This is a genomic window from Legionellales bacterium (assembly GCA_026125385.1).
Taxonomy (GTDB): domain Bacteria; phylum Pseudomonadota; class Gammaproteobacteria; order JAHCLG01; family JAHCLG01; genus JAHCLG01.
Genome location: JAHCLG010000006.1, coordinates 23856 through 46052, shown reverse-complemented (window position 1 = coordinate 46052; position 22197 = coordinate 23856). Strand labels below are relative to the sequence as shown.

Annotated in this window: 18 protein-coding genes; 6 read left to right on the top strand and 12 right to left on the bottom strand. The window is 37.4% G+C overall.

Going from position 1 to position 22197, the window contains the following annotated elements; all coding sequences use genetic code 11:
* Positions 1-5649: an AMP-binding protein gene (locus KIT27_03650; GenBank protein MCW5588738.1), complete on the top strand. Its 5649-nt coding sequence runs from the start codon at positions 1-3 to the stop codon at positions 5647-5649.
* Here the strand turns inward: KIT27_03650 and KIT27_03645 are convergent.
* From KIT27_03645 to KIT27_03635, 3 genes are read right to left on the bottom strand one after another with little or no spacing between them, the layout of a single operon-like run.
* Positions 5641-6771, bottom strand: a complete 1131-nt coding sequence (locus KIT27_03645) for an FAD-dependent monooxygenase (protein ID MCW5588737.1) — start codon at positions 6769-6771, stop codon at positions 5641-5643. The genes KIT27_03650 and KIT27_03645 overlap by 9 nt on opposite strands.
* Complete coding sequence (locus KIT27_03640) at positions 6758-7228, bottom strand: VOC family protein (GenBank protein MCW5588736.1); 471 nt, start codon at positions 7226-7228, stop codon at positions 6758-6760. Before KIT27_03640 ends, KIT27_03645 begins: the two co-directional genes overlap by 14 nt.
* A gap of 14 nt (positions 7229-7242) precedes the next feature.
* Entirely contained in the window at positions 7243-8211 is a 969-nt protein-coding gene (locus KIT27_03635) for a 2-dehydropantoate 2-reductase (GenBank protein ID MCW5588735.1), read from the bottom strand.
* A gap of 97 nt (positions 8212-8308) precedes the next feature.
* On the opposite strand from KIT27_03635, the gene KIT27_03630 reads away from it, so the two are divergent.
* Positions 8309-9010, top strand: a complete 702-nt coding sequence (locus KIT27_03630) for a queuosine precursor transporter (protein MCW5588734.1) — start codon at positions 8309-8311, stop codon at positions 9008-9010.
* 38 nt (positions 9011-9048) lie between these two features.
* Here KIT27_03630 and KIT27_03625 read toward each other — a convergent pair whose 3' ends face one another.
* Complete coding sequence (locus KIT27_03625) at positions 9049-9612, bottom strand: hypothetical protein (GenBank protein MCW5588733.1); 564 nt, start codon at positions 9610-9612, stop codon at positions 9049-9051.
* A 51-nt stretch (positions 9613-9663) separates the two neighbouring features.
* The gene (locus KIT27_03620; protein ID MCW5588732.1) at positions 9664-9846 is read right to left on the bottom strand and encodes a hypothetical protein; all 183 of its coding nucleotides are present in this window, start codon (positions 9844-9846) and stop codon (positions 9664-9666) included.
* Positions 9847-9980: 134 nt separating this feature from the next.
* Between KIT27_03620 and KIT27_03615 the strand changes: the two genes are divergently transcribed.
* Positions 9981-10205, top strand: a complete 225-nt coding sequence (locus KIT27_03615; protein MCW5588731.1) for a twin transmembrane helix small protein — start codon at positions 9981-9983, stop codon at positions 10203-10205.
* A 145-nt stretch (positions 10206-10350) separates the two neighbouring features.
* Here the strand turns inward: KIT27_03615 and KIT27_03610 are convergent, their stop codons facing one another.
* The 5 genes from KIT27_03610 to KIT27_03590 form a co-directional block, all read right to left on the bottom strand.
* Positions 10351-11235 (bottom strand): cytochrome c oxidase subunit 3, encoded by an 885-nt coding sequence (locus tag KIT27_03610; protein ID MCW5588730.1) that lies wholly within the window; start codon positions 11233-11235, stop codon positions 10351-10353.
* A 235-nt stretch (positions 11236-11470) separates the two neighbouring features.
* The gene (locus KIT27_03605) at positions 11471-12040 is read right to left on the bottom strand and encodes a cytochrome c oxidase assembly protein (protein MCW5588729.1); all 570 of its coding nucleotides are present in this window, start codon (positions 12038-12040) and stop codon (positions 11471-11473) included.
* Positions 12041-12052: 12 nt separating this feature from the next.
* Positions 12053-13639, bottom strand: coding sequence for a cytochrome c oxidase subunit I (gene ctaD, locus KIT27_03600; GenBank protein MCW5588728.1), 1587 nt, complete (start codon positions 13637-13639; stop codon positions 12053-12055).
* A 36-nt stretch (positions 13640-13675) separates the two neighbouring features.
* A complete protein-coding gene (gene coxB, locus KIT27_03595) occupies positions 13676-14839 on the bottom strand; it encodes a cytochrome c oxidase subunit II (protein ID MCW5588727.1) in 1164 nt (387 codons plus the stop codon).
* Between the two features lie 244 nt (positions 14840-15083).
* Positions 15084-16682, bottom strand: a complete 1599-nt coding sequence (locus tag KIT27_03590; GenBank protein ID MCW5588726.1) for a c-type cytochrome — start codon at positions 16680-16682, stop codon at positions 15084-15086.
* Between the two features lie 208 nt (positions 16683-16890).
* On the opposite strand from KIT27_03590, the gene murJ reads away from it, so the two are divergent.
* Both murJ and ribF read left to right on the top strand, forming a co-directional pair.
* A complete protein-coding gene (gene murJ / locus KIT27_03585; GenBank protein ID MCW5588725.1) occupies positions 16891-18465 on the top strand; it encodes a murein biosynthesis integral membrane protein MurJ in 1575 nt (524 codons plus the stop codon).
* On the top strand, positions 18465-19391 hold the full coding sequence (ribF, locus tag KIT27_03580; GenBank protein MCW5588724.1) for a bifunctional riboflavin kinase/FAD synthetase: 927 nt from the start codon (positions 18465-18467) through the stop codon (positions 19389-19391). Before murJ ends, ribF begins: the two co-directional genes overlap by 1 nt.
* Here the strand turns inward: ribF and KIT27_03575 are convergent.
* Positions 19366-20337 (bottom strand): hypothetical protein, encoded by a 972-nt coding sequence (locus tag KIT27_03575; protein ID MCW5588723.1) that lies wholly within the window; start codon positions 20335-20337, stop codon positions 19366-19368. The two genes, ribF and KIT27_03575, sit on opposite strands and share 26 nt — an antisense overlap.
* The gene (gene wrbA, locus KIT27_03570) at positions 20330-20932 is read right to left on the bottom strand and encodes an NAD(P)H:quinone oxidoreductase (protein ID MCW5588722.1); all 603 of its coding nucleotides are present in this window, start codon (positions 20930-20932) and stop codon (positions 20330-20332) included. The genes KIT27_03575 and wrbA overlap by 8 nt, the downstream gene beginning before the upstream one ends.
* Positions 20933-20997: 65 nt before the next feature.
* Here wrbA and KIT27_03565 point away from each other — a divergent pair, with 65 nt between their 5' ends.
* Complete coding sequence (locus KIT27_03565; protein ID MCW5588721.1) at positions 20998-22197, top strand: YihY family inner membrane protein; 1200 nt, start codon at positions 20998-21000, stop codon at positions 22195-22197.

Genomic DNA, 22197 nt, shown 5'->3' with positions numbered 1-22197 from the left:
ATGGAAATGAATTTAATTTCTCTTAATAATGCTCAAAAAAGCATGATTTCCGACTGCTTAGAGTCATCTAATAAATCAGTCTATGTAACACAAGTAAAGATTTGTTTGCGTACTATCAATGATGTAAATTTACTAAAATTTTGTTGCTTGAAAACGATTGAACACTATCCTTTTCTGAGATCATTTATTCAGTTTAAAGAAAATGATTGTTGCTTAGAAATCTCCCCACTAAAGAATGAGCAAGTCATACATCACGATCTAAGGAATTACTCCTATCACCAAGCAAAAATAACACAAGAAAAAATTATTGAAGAAGATCTTGAAGAAGGTATTAATATTGAGAATCAAATTTTAGCCCGCTTTATGCTAATTACACTTAAAGAAGATGAACATGTATTAATATTTACACATCATCATGTGTTGCTCGATTATCAGTCTTTCAAAAAAATTTCGATAGAAATATTAGATAATTTCATAAGATTAACGCAAAATAGAGAGATGGTGTTTTCTAATACTTATATTCAATATCAAACAAAAAATCACTCTCCAACTTATAAACAGCTCCACTTTCATCAAGCAAAATCACTGTCATTACCTGGTCGGATAAAAAAGAGTAAAGACGTAGCCGAGCATTCATTTCATGAATATAAATTATCAAGCCAATTAACGTCAGACATCAATCGCATCGCATCAACTTTAAAAACAACCCCTGGCAGATTGTTTTATCTCACGTGGGGATTGATGCTTTGTAAATATGGTTATTCAAACACAGCAACCTTTAATATCATACGTGATTTCAGGAGTAAAACTATAGGGAAAAAAAGTGAAGTTGGCGTTTTCCTTGAAACATTTCCCATCCAAATAGACTACTCCAAAAATAAGACTGCACGAGATATTGCTGAAATTTTAAATAAACAAATTCTTAGAGCAAATGATAATAGCATTTGCTTAGTCGAAAATATTGTTGATTTTAAAAAAGAGTCATTCCAACAAGAATTAGTCAATCAATTTGCCGATTTGGTGGTGAGCGCAGACTTTCTCAGCTTGACGAGCTATCCATTATGCATGGAGATTTGGACAGACAAAAAAAAATATTATTTACGATTTACCTTTGATAAAACACAGTTCCCCAATCAAGTTATCAAACAATTATCCGAAAATATAGAGTTATTTTTCAAAGAACTTTGCAATAATCACGAATTATCTGTTGCAAATTTTTGCATCGCAAAGCATACAATCAAGAAAAAAATAAAAAAAGAACTTGAAAGGTTTGATATGGTTAGCATGATGGAAAAAAATTTTTCTGCTATGGAAACAAAAGTAGCATTAAGATGTAAAAATATTGAGCTAACATATTTAGAGTTGGCTACTATATCAAATAATCTGATGAGATTAATTAGAAACCAATGTCCTGACAGCCAATTAATTCTAGTATGTTTAGAACGCTCAACTGATTTGGTTATTGCAATAATTACAGCAATTCGATTAGGTAAAACAGTAATGCCAGTTGACAGCACTTTACCACAACAAAGAATTGATAAACTATTACTGTTATCTAATTGTGATTTAATAATAACTGACAACTGCAATATAGATCGATTTAGTCAAAAAATTGCGAAGATATTAAACATCAATACGAAAACGGTCTATATAAATAAATCCATTCATCCAAAAACCAAATATAACGCAGACTATGCCATATTCACATCAGGCACAACAGGAAAACCAAAGGGAGTTCTTGTGCAACGCGCTGGCATTTCAAATACTGTTAAGTCGCTCATCAAACATATGAAACTAACATGTAACGATAACTTTTTATCTGTAGCCAACTTTGGGTTTGATATGGCTATTATTGATATATGGATGCCATTAACTCTTGGGGCCACACTGACTATTGCAACAGAAGAAGAAAGAATAACTCCTGAAACGATAATAAGTCTAATTGAGAAATACAAAATCAATTATATGGGTGCAACACCCGCCTTCTGGCAAGCACTAGTTGATTCCAAACTCACAAAGCCATCGCATAAAATTAAAATTTTGACAGGCGGGGAAACACTTCCGAAAAACTTAGCAAGGTCACTCATCAAGATCGGAAGTTTATACAATATTTATGGGCCTACAGAAAATAGTATATGTTCCACAATAAAAACCGTTATTGACGAAAATGATATTACTATTGGCAAACCAATTAATAATGTGAATTATGAGATAAGAGATATATTTGGTAAAAGTGCTCCGTGTTATGCTATAGGAGAAATTCAATTATCAGGGATAGGCTTGTCCCCCGGATATTTAAATGATCATGAAATAAGCCATACTTATTTGACAGGTGACTTGGCTTTTGTTAATGACAAGTCAGACATCGTTTTTTGTGGTAGAGCTGATCAACAAATAAAAATTAGTGGCTATAGAGTCAACAAAGATGAGGTTGTTGACGAAATAGAAAAAATACCAGGTGTTAAAAAGGCAGTTCTGGTTGACACTAAAAGTAATAATGAAACTTATAAGCAGGTTACCTTAACTGCTTATATTGTACCAAAGGCAGTAACAAAATTATCTGTTTTCAAACAAGAAATCGTCAATCATCTCATCGAAGTGTTTCCTCACTATATGATACCCACTAAATACGCTTTTTTATCGCACTATCCAACCAATCAAAATGGAAAGTTAGATATGAAAAATTTAGGTGAGTTCATCCTGAATGATGAGCCCATCGTACAAAATAGTCAGGATGAAATTATCGGAAAAATTGCTTCCATATGGTCAATAATATTAAATACTAAGGTTGATAAAAATCATAATAAAAACTTTTTTGAGCTAGGTGGCAACTCTATAAAAACTACCAAATTAGTCAGCCTTTTGAAAACACATTTTGATAACGTTGACATTAATGTGGTTGATATTTATCGAAATCCTATGTTATTTAGCCAAGCAAGCCTAGTTGCATCTGGGGAAAAAACCACAAGCAACACTATAAAACGCGACTCCAAAATGCGAAATGAAACTCAGTTTGCGATTATTGGAATGTCTTGTAGAGCACCAGATATTGAATCAACAGAAGATCTTTGGGATGTTCTATCCAATAAAAGAATAACCCTTAGTAAACATCAAAATGAGCATATTAATGCAAGCAACTTCGTTTCTACATGTGGAGTCTATGCAAATACTTATTACTTCGACAATGCTTTTTTTAATATTACGAATAGTGAAGCACGAAATCTTGACCCACAGCACAGAATATTACTAGAAATCAGCTATGAAGCGCTTGATGATGCAGGATATTGTGTTAATAAACCAGAAAAAACTGGTGTTTTTACATCATGTGGTGAGAATTATTATAACTATAATTTCCCAGATCGTGTTAATTGTTTTAGTCTAAATAACATTAAGCATCAACTAAATACATCGCCGTCATTCTCGGCTTCCCATATTGCATACTATTTAAACCTAACTGGCCCAGCCATTCATATTGATACGGCATGTTCATCCTCTCTTGTTGCTATTACAAAAGCGTGTCAAAGCATAAAAGACGGAGAATCCGATATTGCTATAGTCGCTGGTGTATCACTAATACTTCCTGAATTTTCAGGTTATTTATATCACAAAGATGGTATTTTTTCAGAAACTGGCGAATGTAGAGTATTTGATCAAAAATCGAATGGTGCTGTCCCTTCCTCTGGCGCAGGTGCATTGATATTAAAGCCGTTATCCAAGGCTATAGAGGATAAAGACAATATTTATGGTATTATCAAAGGTTACTCCGTTAATAATGATGGGAATAATAAAGCGAGCTATACGGCGCCGTCAGTAGATTCCCAGGTAAGATGCTTAACAGATGCTTTACAAAATGCAAATATTAAAACTGATGAAATAGATTATATTGAAGCACATGGAACGGGAACATATATCGGTGATCCTGTTGAACTGCAGGCTATATGTGAAGCGTATAGTGAACGACAGAACCCAGTTAACATAGGATCTTTGAAGGCTAATATTGGCCATACGAATCAAGCAGCTGGAATATTAGGGGTAATTAAGCTTCTGCTTATGATTAAAAATCAATCTATACCTCCACAACCATCCTTTGATAGTTTAAATAAAAATATTAAAACTGATTTAATTAAAATTGAAAAAGAACGTATAAATGCAAGCATTAACACTTGTGCAATCAGCTCATTTGGGCTAGGTGGAACAAATGCACATGTAATAATAACCCGTTATAAAGACACCAAAGCACAAGAATATACAGCAAAAAATTCATATGTGCTTATTCCTGTTAGCGCAAGAAGTGAAAATTTACTAGAAAAAAAGATAATTTCGCTACGAAATTTCTTAATCAGAATTAGAAGTGAAAGCTCATACGATCAAGCATCATTTCTTTATAATCTTGCGTATACACTTCAATACAAAAAAAACCATTGCCAATCACGTATTTTATTTGTTGTTAGCACCTTAGATCAACTAATTCTCCAGCTTGAGGAGCCATATGATCAGGGAAAAATGATTTATTCCATTCCTGATAAAAAAACCATCTCACTTGCAAGAAATTGGTTGTCTGGAGATATCGTTAACTGGAAAAGTTTGCGCCAGAATCCAAATGCAAAAACAACGCATGTCCCAATTTGTGTATGGGATAAAAACAAGCTTAATATTGCACAGGATATTAATATTAAACATAACAAACTAGGTGATAACAACGCCCTTGCTCAAGAAAAATTAATTGAAATATGGAAATACTATTTCAACGAAAATATTAATGTAACATCTGATTTCTACGATCTTGGTGGCGATTCTTTGATGGCCATTGAAATGGCCGACTCGATTTCGAAATTTTTTTCAATTAAAATAAATCCTAACACGCTCTTAGAAAAAAGAAATATAATAGAATTATCTATGTTAATTCAAGAGCTTGAGCATAACTCAAAAAAACAAAAAATATGCTTTTTAATACGACAAGGCACTACAGGAAAAAACTTATTCTTTTTGCCTCCAATTGGTGGTACATCTTTTTGTTATATAACTTTATCAAAGTATATTTCATCAGAATATAATATTTATGTATTAAATGATCCTGATATAGATAGTATAGAGTGCCAATACAGGTCTATTAGCGATATGGCAAAATTTTATTATGATGAAATACTTCGCATACAACCCAGCGGGAAATACAACTTAGCAGGATTATCGCTTGGCGGCATATTATCAATAGAAATAGCCCTAAAATTACAAGAACAACAAAAGACCTTAGGTTTTATCGGGCTAATAGAAAGCTGGGCAAAAGTGCCGTCTGAGCTACTGGATATGAATATTTTTTATTCCATTATTCAGCATCAGCATGATGTAATACTTAAGCAAATTGAGAATACCCCATACAAAATTAGTAAATCACCATGGTTAAAAGTACAAAATGCTAGAATGAATCAGTTGTTTTTGCATAAACAGAAGCCATTTAATTTTCCAGCTATACTTTTCAAAGCAAATGAGACAAACAAATATTTTGCACCGATCGACGAGGACACTAATCACTGGAGTTTTTACACGCAGAGTAATTTAACAATCCATAAGTGTAACGGAAACCATGAAACAATTCTTTATGGTGAATATGGGAAAGCCCTGTCTATACTTATCAATGAATATTTAGAATAATTCTTTCCAAAGATTAAAGTTTGCAAGACCGTTTTTTATGATGCTATTGTTGCGCAAATTTATGTCCTCTATAGCGTATGTGATCATATTCAAAATTGCTTGGTTTGAATTATCAAATACATACTTAATTCGCTCAATACGGATTTCTTCATAAATATTTATAACACGTTCATCTCTATTGGACTTGATGATATTTGCTAAGCACTCTGCATCTTCTAATGCTTGCGATCCACCTTGTTGCATAGATGGTGCACAGGCATGAGAGGCATCTCCTATTAATAATATTCGGCCTTTTCCCCAATATATACCATCTAAAGTTTCAATCTTTTTTTCACTTAAAGTGGATTTTAAAGTGTTTGACTTTATTAAATTATCTTTTAATGGAAAAGCAAAATTTGATAATGCATGATGAAAGTTATTATATATGTGATTTTTATCAAAGTTACTGAAATTATCTTTGCATACCAAACCACAATATGCCATTGAGTCACTTACTGGATGCAATAGCAAAAAGCAGTTCGTTCCAAGGTAGAAGTGGGGGTGCATTAAATTAGACGGCCGATTAAATAGAGCTCTCCAGCAAGTGACATCTAATTGGGTGACATCGCTATTCTCAAACAATAACTTTCTGGTTTTAGAGTAGATACCATCAGCACCTATTACATAGTTATAAGTTGCTTTTTGACCATTACTGAATATAACATTTACATGATTATCGTCTATATGTATGGAATCTAGTTCCAAATTAAATAAAATTTTAGATTTTTTCGCTGCTTTAGACAATGTATTATGCAATATTTCTCGCTCTACAGAAATAAAAGGTAAATTCTTGTGATATTTCTGAGAAAGCATATCTGTCAAATGTAAACCCTCATTGGTAAACACCTGCCATTTGTCAACAGAAAATGAGGCTTCGATCACTTCTTGAAGTAAATTTAAACTTTTTAAGCATTTAGTAGCATTTGCAGGTAAACATATTGCTGCGCCCGTAGATTTTAGTTCCGAATTAATTTCAATAATGTCCGAGCTAATATCATATTTAGCAAGATTAGCTGCCATGGCTAGACCAGCTATCCCTGCACCAATAATAAGTATTTTCAGATCAGCATTATACTTTAACAATTTCACAGCCTTCTTTCAAAGGGAAACAACCAACTTCCACCTTGATACCATTAGGGTCGGTCATCCATACTTGTAAGTTTGATGGTGCCAGCTCATCTCCTAAGCGATAGGGAATATTGTCAGTATTAAGTTTTTCTGGCAATTCATCAAAACCAGCTTTATTAGTCAAAAAAGCAACGTGATCTATTGCGCCTGTAGTCTTTCTTTTTTCCGTCGAGTTTTCTAAACTTGCATAAAGTTGAAATCCTTTAGGTTTGCTATTATCAATTTTTTTTGCCGTTTCGATATCAAGCATATGAACCACCGCTTGATCAGTTCCCGGAAAATATAAAAATTGTCCAAAGCCGCCTTCTAAAGGTTCTCCTAGTTCCAAACCAATATATCGAGTATAAAATTCTATTGTTGCTGACATATTATCTGTTAATAATGCAAAGTGATTCAATTGTACTGTTTTCATGATCTCTCCTTGGTTTAAAGCATTGATCTCAGGTGAACTAATGACTTAATAAATTTATATCCACTCTCTAAATTTGGAACCTTAATATCGTTTAGTTTTGCACATTTAAATACGTGATCAAAATTAGCATCCAGCTCAAGTTCTTTACCTTGATCAAAATCATTCTTCATACTTGGATAGGTTTTTTGTTTTGATGATCGTAGCAATCCCTCAGTTTTGATAATAAATTCGACATCAACGTCTACTGACATGGCTTTTGCAACAGCAATCAACTCACCTCGTAGCGCCTCAAGTTCATCAGCATATTCACTGCTCTTTAATATTTCATCAGAAGATAAATCATACTTAATTGTCAAAATAAACAAGGGTAAATTCAGAGTTAATTTTGTCCATAAATTTATAAAAAACTCATCGCCTTGAGTAACATCAAAACCAGCACGCTGTAGATCCAAAAACATTTTCCGACCCACATCATTAGATAATTGTTTAAAGTAAGCTTGTGTCTTTCCATGATAGCCAATTGAAAAAAGTTGGTGGCCAAAATGATGTGTAAATTTATTGGATTCAGGAGCATAACTTGCCTTAATCCAGGTAACTGTCGGAAAAATACTTGTATCCGGATATTTACGGCCAATTTGATATTCTATGCCGATACCATTTTGTAAAGTCAAGATAATCGTACGGGGTGTTATAACTTTTTTTAAAAGATTTAAAATACGTTCATTATCATAGACCTTAGCGGCTAATACAACAACGTCAATTTCCGATAGTGAGTCAACACTATTTACTATTCTTATATCGTGATATGTGGCTTTTTCTTGACTACAATCGTCACCATTAAAAAATGCAATTCCATTTTCTGATAAAACATGAAAATTGCTTCTAGCTAAAAAGCATACGTTACAGTCAGCAGCCAATAGCTTTGCGCCAAAAACGCCACCAATTGCGCCAACGCCTACAACTAGATAATTAAGTCTTGGCATATTCTCTCCTCAGCACCCATATTTCGACCTCTTAAAGTTGTAATTTTCATTGATATACACTAGCATTATCCCTCAATTATTATTAACTGAATCCAAGATGAATCAAGCAAGCTATCAAAAGCAATTAACAAACCAACCCAAATACTTAAATTTTTTGAGCATAATTTATGTTGCATTTTTATTGGTTGCATCTTTAATAGTCCATAAAATGGTAACTCTCGGTGGCCTAACTGTTTCCGCAAGCACATTAATTTTTCCCTTCACTTATTTCCTAGGTGATGTCATCGCTGAAGTATACGGTTATAAAGTCTCACGCCAACTCATTTGGGCTGCTTTTTGTGCTATCTTTATCTTTGACATGCTATCAGCACTCATTATTAAGTTACCATCTCCTTCCAGTTGGATACAACAAGCAGCTTACAATACTGTTATTTCTCCACTCCCACGAACATTTTGGGGTGATTTCGTTGGTCTGAATGTTGGTGCATTTGTTAATGTGTACCTCATTACAAAATCTAAGATCATCTTACGTGGTCGATTTTTCTTGCTTAGAAGTCTGTTATCAACAGCAGTTGGTGAGGCCATGTTCAACATCATTGCATTTTCCATTGTATTCATCGGTGTTATACCAATCAATGAAATCTTAGGCGCTATGTTTTTCTCATATATATACAAAGCCATTTTTGCACTGCTGGCTGTTTTTCCAGCTTACTTAATTGCTAAATTCCTTAAGAAAAGAGAAAATCTTGATGTCTATGATTACAACACCAATTTCAACCCTTTTAAACTAGAATTATAGCTATCTGCATAACCAAAACAATTTCAGTTTCTAGCATATTATTTTACTATTCTCAAAATTGGTGGAACATTTGATCGTTTTGACCAATGTTTTTTACCACTCTTTACATATTCAATTCCCGCTAATATACCAATGTAGCATGCCTGAGTTTGATCAAAATTCATAAGAACATATTCATTTCTAACAATATCAAGAGGTAACTCGCGGTGTGTTTGACGAGTTTCAAGATCTATATAAACAATAGGGCCTCGCAATATATGCGATCGGAAAGAATACTTACCTCTGTTTTGTTTTAAAATAATTTGAGGTCGGTTGGCACTCACATTTCCTGCTCGAACGCTTTCTTGATATATTATCCCATAATAATAACCAATCCAGCATGCATGAGTCGAAGGTATTTGTGAAAGCAGACCGGTGTCATCAATGAGATCAGCAAAGCTCAATTTAATAAATGCCTTATTCGTTCGATTAAACAAACGGACTTCCTGCTTTTGTAGATCGATACCTTCTACACGACAAAGTGTAAAACGCGTATTACGGATATACATAGCAAATGCTGTTACTCTATTAAAGTATCGTTTTATTGGCTTAAAGATCGCCATATCATTGTTCCTTATGACTCAATCAAAATCACATCGCGATTGAATAACAGGTTATATGATTTGAATTGTTTCATCGATAAAATCCCGCTTTTGTCGGGACGTTAATGATAAAACAACCGTTGTTCGGCCGTCAATTGAAATCTCTCTTAATGTGGCTTCGTCCGTGTCCTCATAATAAACAACAACGAAATCACCATCTCGCGGTTTTTGAGCAGGCCTAATAATCAGAGTTATTCCTCTTAGAAATGATGGCTCCTAAGCATCTCATTGAAGTTGGATATTTCTAAATTATAAGAGCCAATGAGAAACCTTGTCAGATCAAGGATTCTATGAAATGATCAGTAGACCTACCACAGAGGGATTACGCCATGTTACTAAAACTTCTTATCATCTTCACATTTTTTGCTATTTTATTTAGTTTAGGCAGCGCATTACGCGCTTTGATTAAGTCACGAACCAATCCAGCTTCATCACAGCGAATGGTCAAGGCATTAACCGTGCGAATTAGTTTATCGTTGGTATTATTTGGTTTTATTATTTTGTCGTATTTTTTAGGATGGATAACGCCTAATCATTGGGCTTTTATGCATTAATTGTTTTTTTTATCAAGCCTAAAAGTTAATTGTGAAAAATGTGAAATAAATATCGAAGTGAGAGCGTAGATTGGGGAGGTTGTTTACCAACCCAACCTACGCAATAGAACATGACCACGTCTAGCCGAGTAGAATGCTCAACGCGCTATAGCCAATACACAAAAATAAATAATCCTAACCAGACCACATCGACAAAATGCCAATACCACGAAACGGCTTCAAAGCCAAAATGATTGTGCTCGTCAAAATGACCACGCATGCAGCGGATGGTAATAACAATTAACATAATCGTACCAATTGTTACGTGCAATCCGTGAAAGCCCGTTAATAAGAAAAAGGTGGTACCAAAAATTCCTGAATGTAAGGTTAAGGCTTTTTCGGTATACGCGATATCGTATTCATGGGCTTGTAATGCTAAAAAGCAAACACCTAGTAATACCGTGCAAATCATGCCAATAATTAATTGTTTCCGCTTATTAGCAAGCAGAGACCAGTGCGCCCAGGTGATGGTCACACCACTGCTCAATAAGAGGAGCGTGTTAATCGCAGGAAGTCCCCAGGCTTCCATCACGGAATGAGGACCCACGAATTGTGAACCATCGGGATTTTTCAGTAATGGCCAGTGCGCTTGAAAGTTTGGCCAGAGCAATAAATGGGTGAGGATTGAACTTTCTTGGCCGTTACCCGATAACCAAGGAACCGTAATCACGCGGGCATAAAATAAGGCGCCAAAAAACGCCCCGAAAAATAAAACTTCGGAAAAAATAAACCAAATCATACCCCAACGAAAGGATTTATCGACTTGATGATCAAACAATCCCGCACGGCTTTCACGAATGACGGTGCCAAACCAGCCGAACATCATATATATCAACAATAGCCCACCAAATCCCATTAAATAGGGCGCAAACCAATGATGATGCAATAAATTGGCAAAACCAATTAAAAAGCAAAATAAGGCAATCGAACCAATAATCGGCCAATAAGTTGGTTCCGGTAAATAATAACTACCCTGATGATCGCTTGACATGTATTAACCCTCTCTTTCAGCGATAACAAAAAAATTCGTGTGATTATTGGTGAGTTTAATAGTCTACTGGCGCTTAACTATTTCTCGTTGCTTTTGGGTGTTTCACGGCCCATTTAACCGTGTAAATGGCGTAACCCCAAAAAAATTCAACAATCCATACCTCTGCCTAGTGAATTATTAACCCTACCTAACTCACGAATTCGTTTTATTTTTAAGTGCCGTAGATTAACAGCACTTAACTAATTTTGCCAACTGGTTTGCTATTATTTTGATTATCGTGTGCTTTATACATGGTATAAGACAATGTAATTGTGTGTATAGATTTAGGTAAATGTTCATCAAGATGGAACATTAATGGCATGTCGACAGTTTGATTGGCATTTAAATGTTGTTCAGCAAAACAAAAACATTCCGTTTTCTTTAAATATTTTGCTGCATGCCCAGGTGCAACACTGGGGATGGCACGAACATCGACTTTTTCATTGGCTTGATTGTGCGCGAAGAAATAAACCAGTTTATTTTCGCCAGGATGAATTTCGATGACTTTAGTTTCAGGTCGAAACTCAAAGGGAATATTACTTCCCATCGCGGCAAGAAACTCTACCCGAATTAAACGAGTTTTATCGACGTGACCTGCGTATACAGCGGCTGGATTCGCATTAGTTTTGCCGTTAATGCCTAACACATTACAAAATACGTCGTATAACGGTACCAATGCAAACCCAAAGCCAAACATGAATAGCGCAAATAGAATTCCGTAAATTAATAATTTGCGATTATTACGTTGTTGAATAGGTTTATCCATACTATTTTCCTATCAATCGATTTTAGGTGGCGTCACAAAACTGTGATAAGGCGCAGGGGAGGGGAGTGTCCACTCTAAACCATGCGCACCTTCCCATACCCGATCAGTGGCTTTTTCACCATGACCACGTACTGTGCGGATCACATTATAAAGAAATATTAATTGGGTAAAACCAAAAATAAATGCGCCAACAGTGGCTATCGCATTAAAATTAGCAAATTGCAACGCATAATCAGGAATACGACGTGGCATGCCTGATAATCCTAAAAAGTGCATAGGGAAAAACGTAATGTTTAACGAAATCGCGGTTAACCAAAAATGAATTTTACCTAAGGTTTCGTTATACATTATGCCGCGCCATTTGGGTAACCAATAATAAACGGCAGCAATAATTCCGAATAACGCACCAGGGACTAACACATAATGGAAATGCGCAACCACAAAATAGGTATCGTGATATTGGTAATCTGCAGGCACAATCGCCAACATTAAGCCTGAAAACCCACCAATGGTAAACATGATCACAAAAGCGATCGCAAATAACATCGGTGTTTCAAACGTTAGCGCGCCTTTATACATGGTGGAAACCCAGTTAAACACTTTTACTCCGGTGGGTACAGCAATTAGCATCGTGGTATACATGAAAAATAATTCGGCACTTAAGGGGACACCCGAAACAAACATGTGATGCGCCCAAACGATAAAAGATAAAATCGCAATGGCTGCTATCGCATAGACCATGAAATGATAACCAAATAAGGGTTTGCGGCTAAAGGTGGGAATAATTTCAGACATCACGCCAAACGCAGGTAAAATTAAAATATAGACTTCAGGATGACCAAAAAACCAAAATAAATGTTGGAATAATAAAGGGTCGCCACCACCGGCTGCGTTAAAAAAGCTGGTGCCAAAATGACGATCGCACAACATCATGGTGACAGCGCCAGCTAATACAGGCATTACGGCAATGAGTAAAAACGCGGTGATGAACCAGCTCCATACGAATACCGGCATTTTCATATAGCCCATACCAGGCGCGCGCATGTTCATAATCGTGGCGATAATATTAATCGCCCCCATAATAGATGAAATACCCATCATGTGAATGGCGAAAATCATAAAGTCTGTGCTTTTAGGCCCGTAGGTGGTTGACAGTGGCGCGTAAAACGTCCAACCAAAATTAGGTGCAGGACCGGATACCACCAGTGTGCTGAATAAAATAGTAAACGCAAAAGGTAAAATCCAAAAGCTCCAATTATTCAAACGAGGTAAAGCCATATCGGGCGCCCCAATCATCATCGGGATTAACCAATTAGCAAGACCTGTCATCGCCGGCATAATCACGCCAAAAATCATGATAAGTCCGTGCATGGTGGTCATTTGGTTAAATAAATCCGGTTCCACAAATTGCAGGCCAGGTTTAAATAATTCTGAGCGGATCACCAAGGCCATGGCGCCACCAATAAAAAACATAATACAACTGATCCAAAGATAAAGTGTTCCAATATCTTTGTGATTGGTTGTCGTGATCCAACGTTTACAAAAAGCCCAAAAACCTTGGGTGTGTGGATGTCCGTGATCCGAAACCATGTCACTCATGCGTGATCTCCTCCTGCTCTAGGGTCTTAAATTTTATTAACGTAAGGCTTTAACATCCGTGGGTTGAACAATACCACCCGCATTTTTACCGTATTTGCTTTGATTATCATTGCCCCAAGCATTACGTTCATAGGTAACAATCGCGGCAATCTCTAAATCGGATAATTGTGATCCAAACGCCTGCATTGACGTTCCAGGCACCCCGTTTAGCACGATTTTAATATGATCATTTACGGGGCCAATGACAATTTTACCGCCGATTAATGCGGGGAATGTGGGAGGCATGCCAGAACCATCGGGTTTGTGGCAGGCGGCACAGATTTTGTTATATTCTTTTTCGCCGGTTTGCATTAATTCTTCTTTAGTAAACGTTTTATTTAGAGCAGCAGCAGCGGCTTTCGCTGATTCGGCTTTTGCTTGGGTTTTACTCGCCACCCATTTGTCATAATCTTCGGGTGAAACTGCCTCGATGACAATGGGCATGAATCCATGATTAGCACCACACAATTCCGCACATTGACCACGATAAATTCCCGGTTTTTCAATATAAGCCCAATTGTCGTGGATAAATCCAGGAACAGCATCTTTTTTGAATCCAAGATCGGGTACCCACCAAGAATGGATTACATCGTTTGAGGTAATTAAAAAGCGAATTTTACGATGAATGGGGAGCACTAAAGGATTATCGACATCGAGTAAATACCATTTTCCTTTCGGTGCTTTATTGTGAATTTGATCCAGCGGAGTGGCGAGGTTACTAAAAAATGCAATGCCTTCGTTTAAGTATTCATACTGCCAACGCCATTGATAACCGGTTACTTTTATGGTGACATCAGCCTTGCTCGTGTCTTTCATGTCGATTAAAACTTTGGTGGCAGGTATGGCCATGACAATTAAAATAATAAACGGAATCACTGCCCATAAAATTTCGACGACGGTATTTTCATGAAATTGTGCGGCTTTCACGCCACGCGATTTCCGATGCATGATTAACGCATAAGCCAATACGCCAAAAACAATAATTCCAATCGCCACACAAATATAAAAAATAATCATGTGAAGATCGTAGACATCTCGACTGATGGGGGTGACTCCGCGCGTCATGTTAAGACTGGAGTATTTTTCTTCTGCTAGAGCGCTGGAAGAAAAAAAACTGGGAATCAATAATAACAATGAATTGACTAACGCTTTGGCTCGCATACGTCCACTCTCCTTGTATCAGCCAGTGCGAAATCAAACAATACTGTTTGACCGTTGGAATTTTAGTGAGACCATTGTAAACCGAATTATGGGCACAAGTATAGGCTTAATCATTGATTTATTTGCAAGAAAAAAGCGTATGCCAAACAATTATTGTGAGAGGTAAGAGGATAATTAAATTATCCCACTTAAAGTAGATACTCCAAGTGGGATAACTGTGATGTCATGGGCGTGAAATACGGTTTTACCACAACGATACATTACGATCGGGGATACTTTCTTGAATAATGTATTTCACGGCGGCTTGAATATCCGAGTTTTGACATTCTAAACACGCGCCTTTTTTCGGATGAAGTTTATAGCCGTTAATCGCATGTTCGAATACCGTGGGCATGCCGCCATCTTGGGTTAAGATTTTTTCCCAAGCGTCTTTATCACCTAAAATGGGTGCTCCGTATTTTCCATCGGCATGGCACATCGCACAAGATTGGCCATAAACCTTACGACCTAACTCTAACGAGGTGTCTACAACCGGTGGGGCTGTGCGTGCTGGTTGAGGTGCCGAACTTGAAGCATTTTTTCCTTCGGCTTCATTGACTAAATACCGTACCGCATCTTTGATTTCATCATCCGAGCAACTCATGCACGTACCTTTTGGTGGCATCGAGTTAATTCCTTGAATAGCATGTTTGAATAAGGTATCCATGCCTTGGGCAATGCGTGGTTTCCAATCGGCGGCATTACCTTTAATTGGTGCACCCGCAGCTCCCGTATTATGACAAACACCACAATGCGCATCATAAACTTTTGCCCCAATGGCTAATGCTGAACCACCTTCGACTTTTTCGACTTTAGGTTGAATGGCGGGTACGGTTTTTAAATACGTGGCAATGGCGATTAAATCTTGCTGTTGCAAATATTTCAAGCTATCGCGATCCACTTCTTCCATCGGTCCTTGCACTTTACCACTATTGCCTAACATTTCTTCTTGCGAAAACACTTTCACAATCTCGTCGATGGAATATTTTGCTAAGGTAGCGGAAGTGATATTGGGCGCGTAATAACCATTAACAAAATTACCACTTAAATACAAATTCCGATCAGAAGCGCCAAAGAGATTCATTGGACTGTGACACATAGCACAATGACCTAAGCCATCCACCAGGTAACGTCCACGATTCCACGCGGCGGATTGTTTTGGATCATATTGAAATTGGCCTTTATGAAATTGGAAAAATAATACTTTCCAACCGGCTTGTAAAAAGCGAATATTAAAAGGAAACGCCACTTTATTTTTACGATTACGCAAATTGACGGCGGGAATCGCACGGAAATAGGCCCAAAGATCTTGAATGTCTTGATCGGTAATTTGATTAAAATACACGAAAGGAAATACTGGATAATAGTTTCCATGGGGACCAATGCCATCTCTTAATGCGGTTTTAAAATCCGTCTCTGTCCAATTTCCCATACCCGTTTGTTTATCGGGGGTAATATTGGGTGAATAAAATATTCCAAAGGGTGTTTTAAAAGGTAGACCGCCAGCAAAGGGCGCTGTCCCTTCAGCAGAATTAGTGTGGCAAGCAATACAGTCACCAATTTTAGCGAGATATTCCCCGTGTTGAATAATTTTTACATCCTCGGCAGAATATTTTGAGTAATCAATGGTGGGATATGTGGGGTAACTGACTTGACTTGCACCATGTGCTGCCGTGTTGGGGTGCATGGGCTTTTGCGCAAACGCAGCTTGATAAAAGGCACCGCTTATTAATAATAAGCTGGTTAAACCCCAGTGAATAAATTTATTGCGTGTGAATTGTTTCATGGCATTCTTATATAACATAGCTCTTAATCCCTCTGCTTGGTGGGTCAACCCAGGGGCCAACCTTGCCCGATAGTGTATTGAGTTTTTTTTGAAATACAAGGGTTTTATTTGCGATCGGTGCTACTACTATTGATGAGACACTGATCAAAATTTCCTGCGATGTTACTCGCATCTTCTTGGCGGTTGAGTATAATATCGCCTTTTAAACGCCAATAAGTGTTACTTCATGACAGCCAACACCAACTCCTCTACTGCTCGCAAGCCACGACTCTGGCGCTCAACAATATTGGTGGCAAGCTTAACCTTGGTTTCGCGCATTTTAGGGTTTGCTCGCGATATGGTTATCGCCCAAATTTTTGGTGCGGGAGCGGAAGTAGATGCTTTTTTAGTGGCATTTAAAATTCCCAGTTTCATGCGCCGATTATTCGCAGAAGGGGCTTTTTCACAAGCCTTTGTACCCGTGCTTTCAGAATACCGCAAACAACACGATCATCAAACAGTGCGTAAATTTGTTAGTCATATGTCAGGTTTTTTGGCCTTAATCCTATTTATCGTGACTGTGCTGGCAATGTTAATGGCACCCTGGGTGGTACATGTTTTTGCTCCAGGATTTAAAACCACTGATCTGCGTTTTCAACTCAGCTCTCACATGTTAGTCATTACTTTCCCCTATTTATTTTTTATTTCCTTAGCCGCTTTGACTGCTGCGGTGTTAAATACCTACGATAAATTTGCAATTCCTGCTTTCACACCGACGTTATTAAACATTGTGATGATTATTGCCGCACTGTGGGGCGCACATTTATTTGCTGTTCCGGTCATGGCGTTAGCATGGGGCGTATTTTTTTCTGGATTAGTTCAATTAGTATTTCAGTTACCGTTTATTTGGCGATTAAATTTATTAGTTTTTCCCGTTCCATTATGGCGCGACCCTGCGGTGCGACGGGTGCTAAAATTAATGGTGCCGGCTTTATTTGGTGTGTCAGTGGCGCAAATTAATATTTTAATCGATACCATTTTTGCTTCGTGGTTACCCATTGGCAGCGTGTCCTGGCTTTATTATTCCGACAGACTTAGCCAGTTTCCCTTGGGGGTTTTTGGCGTGGCGATTGCTACCGTGATTCTTCCACACTTATCACGCAAACATGCTGAGCAATCTCAAAATGCATTTGCCGCAACACTCGATTGGGGAATTCGTTGTGTGTTATTTTTAGGAATTCCAGCAACCCTAGGGCTTTATTTATTATCTGGCCCGATTTTAGCCACGCTTTTTCATTACGGCGAATTTAAAATACACGATGTAGTAATGGCTAGTCAAAGTTTACAAGCGTTTTCCTTAGGTATTCCAGCATTTATGCTGATTAAAATTTTAGCGTCGGGATTTTATGCTCGACAAGATATTAAAACGCCGGTCAAAATTGGTGTCATCGCTTTAATCACCAATACTCTGTTAAATCTTATTTTAATTTTTCCTTTGGCTCATGCAGGCTTGGCGTTAGCAACCTCGCTTGCTGCCTGGTTAAATGCCGGTTGTTTAGGCTATTTATTAATTAAACGTAATATTTTTTTCTGGCAAAGTGGGATTAAAAAATTTTTGTTAAGAATTTTATTTGCTAATTTAATATTAGTTATCACTCTTAAGAGTTTACAACCACACATTCAACATTGGCTAACCTGGCCTGCGTGGTATCGTGCAGCTCATTTAGTGTTATTTTTATTTTTAGCAATAGTCAGTTATATCACTGCCTTGTGGTTGAGTGGGTTTAAACTTCAAGAATTATTACAAAATAAGGTTGAATAATGCATTTTCTTCATCGTTTAAATCAGCTTACTCAAATTCAACACTGTGTGGCAACAATCGGTAATTTTGATGGATTGCATTTAGGTCACCATGCAATTTTGCAACGTTTGGTTCATCTGGCTGAACAACGCAATATCCCTAGTGTAGTCATTTTATTTGAACCGACACCTACAGAATTTTTTCAACCCAATAACGCACCCGCGCGATTAACCGCATTACGCGAAAAATTAATGTTACTTAAAAAGTATCATCTAGATTATGTGGTGATGCTGGCTTTTAATCACACTTTGGCTGAAATGAGCGCAGATGATTTTATTGAAAAAATTTTACATCAACAATTAAACATTCAACATTTAATTGTTGGCGATGACTTTCGCTTTGGACATCAACGCCAAGGCGATTTTGATTTGTTACTTAACCGTGGTAAACACTACGGCTTTACCGTTGAAAATACACCAACCCTATTATATGCCGATGAGCGCATTAGTAGCACGCGTATTCGTTTAGCCTTGGCCGAAGATAATTTCAAGCTTGCAGAAACATTATTGGGAAGACCTTATTTTATGAGTGGCCGCGTGCGCCACGGTGCCAGGCGTGGACATACCATTGGTTTTCCCACGGCCAATATTCGGTTAAATCGCTTAGTATCACCGTTGTTAGGTGTGTTTGCGGTAAGGGTAAGTGGAGTGACTCAAGAAAAAATTCAGGGTGTTGTCAATATTGGTAAACGTCCTACGGTCGATGGCATCACTACGGTAGTGGAAGTGCACTTATTTAATTTTAATCAAACAATTTACGGTCAGCACATCACCATGGAATTTTGCCATAAAATTCGCAACGAAAAAAAATTCGCCTCCTTTGAACTATTACAACAACAAATTGTTCAAGATTGTGAAGTGGCTAAGCAGTTTTTTGCCGATAGATAGCTATCAATAAAATAAGTAAGCGTGCGCAAAATATGGTTATTAATGTCCAGCTAGAAAATTCATATAAATAATACCAAGTTTCATTGGACTGTTTAAGAATTTCCATTTTTTCTACGTACAATACTTCGCACGCACCGTTACCAGCATCATCGCGAGTTTTACTGCTACGTCGCCAATAAGGCGCGTGTTTCGATTGATAATTAACTAACATGCCCTGAATATAAATTTGATCGCCTACTCGCAGTTGTTGAATGCGTTGCCGAATAGCCTCATCTTGAGCAATTAAATGATTGTTCGATAACTGGCGTGGATTAAAAGCGGTGTAAGAATTTCCAGGAAAATCGATAAAGCAAGTCCATTGTTTATTCCAAATTTTCCACAGTGGAAATTGATCATTCGATAAATTATCTCCGTATAACACACAAATATCTTTAATATTGACATTATCTTTTTCGTAGCCCCAAAAGAAATTATCGACATCATTTTGCGAGGCGATAATGCCCCATAATTTATAATTCGCCACCGGTTCAACGGTAATATTATCGCCTAAATAATTAAACACGAAAGTTCGATGTTGAGTTACGGTTTGCTCGGGTTCGCGCAATAATAAGGGTGAAATTTCATTTGCATTCGGTAAGCGATCCTTATACCACCAGCTTAATAAAAATATTAGCAGTGAAATGATTAGGATGAGATCAAACATTCGCGCAAAAAAAATGAGTAGCGGATCTTGGATCACGCGCAACGCGTGTTTACGTTGTTGTGAGCGCATGGACGAGGAGACTCGCGGTGCGTGCATGTGAGGATTTTCTACTTTTGCGTAAATAATTCCGCATTGCGGGCACTGCCATTTAGGCGCTTTTTCATGTTCCTGGCGCACGTAAGAACATTCAGGACATTGTTTACCTGCGCCATAATACCATTCTTTAGGAATGTGACTAGTCATGTGGACGCTTAAGTTGTTGGGCAATTAGTGCCAGGCGTTTGCCTAATGCTTTACACAAATTTTTTTCCGCCTCTGCAATGGGTAATTGACTATCGGCTCCCGCTAGGTGACTCGGACCATAAGGTGTACCACCGCTGGTGGTAGAGGTTAATTCGGGCTCGCTATAGGGTAATCCAACTAAAATAGCGCCATGATGAAATAGCGGTAGCATCATCGATAATAGGGTTGCTTCTTGTCCACCATGTAAACTTGCGGTAGAAGTAAATACGGCTGCCGGTTTACCAATTAATGCCCCACTTACCCATAAACTGCTGGTAGTATCGAGAAAATATTTTAAGGGTGCTGCCATATTACCAAAGCGAGTGGGGCTTCCTAGAATCAAACCATCACAACGAATTAAATCGTCATGAGTGACATAGGGCGGACCCGATGCTGGTATGGTATCACTTGAGGTTTCGCAAGTGGCACTCACGGGTGGTACTGTACGTAAACAGGCTTCAGCACCGTTTATTTCATTGACGCCCATCGCAATAAATTCTGCCATTTTCGCCGTTGCCCCATAGCGACTGTAATAAAGAATTAAAATTTCGCTCATGATTTGCATTCCTTATTAAAAAAATCCACAATGATCGAAATTAACATGAGCTAAGAAAATTGTCCATGAAAAAACAAATAGTTGCCCAGTTGAATTTTTTGCAAATAATAATTAAACGTTTTTTTTCCGAAGGGTATTATGAACAAGCCGCCGTGCTCACAGTTACCAGTTTATTGGCCATTGTTCCGCTGATGTCGGTGACTGTCACTATTCTTGCAAGCTTTCCGGTATTTCAACACGTTGCTACCCAAATTCAACAATTTATTTTTTCCCATTTTTTAGTTAACTCAGGACAATTAATTGTCAGTTATTTGCAAAATTTTATGAATCAAGCGGCGAAATTATCGGTTTCGGGTTTGTTATTTTTAATGGTTACTGCGTTATTAATGATCCGCAGTTTAGAAAAATCCTTTAATTTAATTTGGAAAGTTCGGCAAAAACGCCAAGGGTTATCGGCTTTTTTAGTGTATTGGGCAATGCTAACACTGACTCCGATTTTATTAGGCGCCAGTTTCGTGGTGAGTTCCTATGTATTATCATTACCCTTACTGCAAGGCACGGCTAATAAAATGGCACATGCGACATTGATTTTAAATTTGAGCGCCATTTTTATTACTACGTTGGCATTTTATATTTTATATTCCGTGATCCCCAATACTAAAGTGCCATTAAAAGCGGGTTTAGTGGGCGCTGCAATTGCGGCGGTTTGTTTTGAACTGGCTAAAAAAACATTTACAGTTTATATCTTACATTTTTCCAGCTATCAAATGATTTATGGCGCACTTGCGACCATCCCGATTTTTTTCTTATGGGTATATTTATCTTGGATAATTATTTTATTCGGCGTGTTACTCACTCATTCCATAAGTCAGCGCAACGTTTACCGAGCACCTCAAGAGGGTAGTGCGTTTATTCAAGCATTAACCTATTTAAATTTATTTTGGCAAGCTCAACGTCAAGGCCAAGCACTCTCCTTATTTGAATTATTAAAATCCTATACGGGCGATTATCCCATCGCTCCAGAAGATCACATCAAGGTATTGTTGAAAGCGCGCTATCTTCACGTCGTCGATCGCGATCACTATATTTTAAGCCGAGATTTATCAGCAATTAATTTATATCAACTCTACCAAGATTTACCCTGGAAATTACCCAATGAACACGAGCTTACTCACTCCGAAAATTTTCCTAATTTAATCGCTGCCAATCAAGCCATAAAAGAAAATCTAACAATTAGTTTGGCAGAATTATTTAGCGTGCCTTGA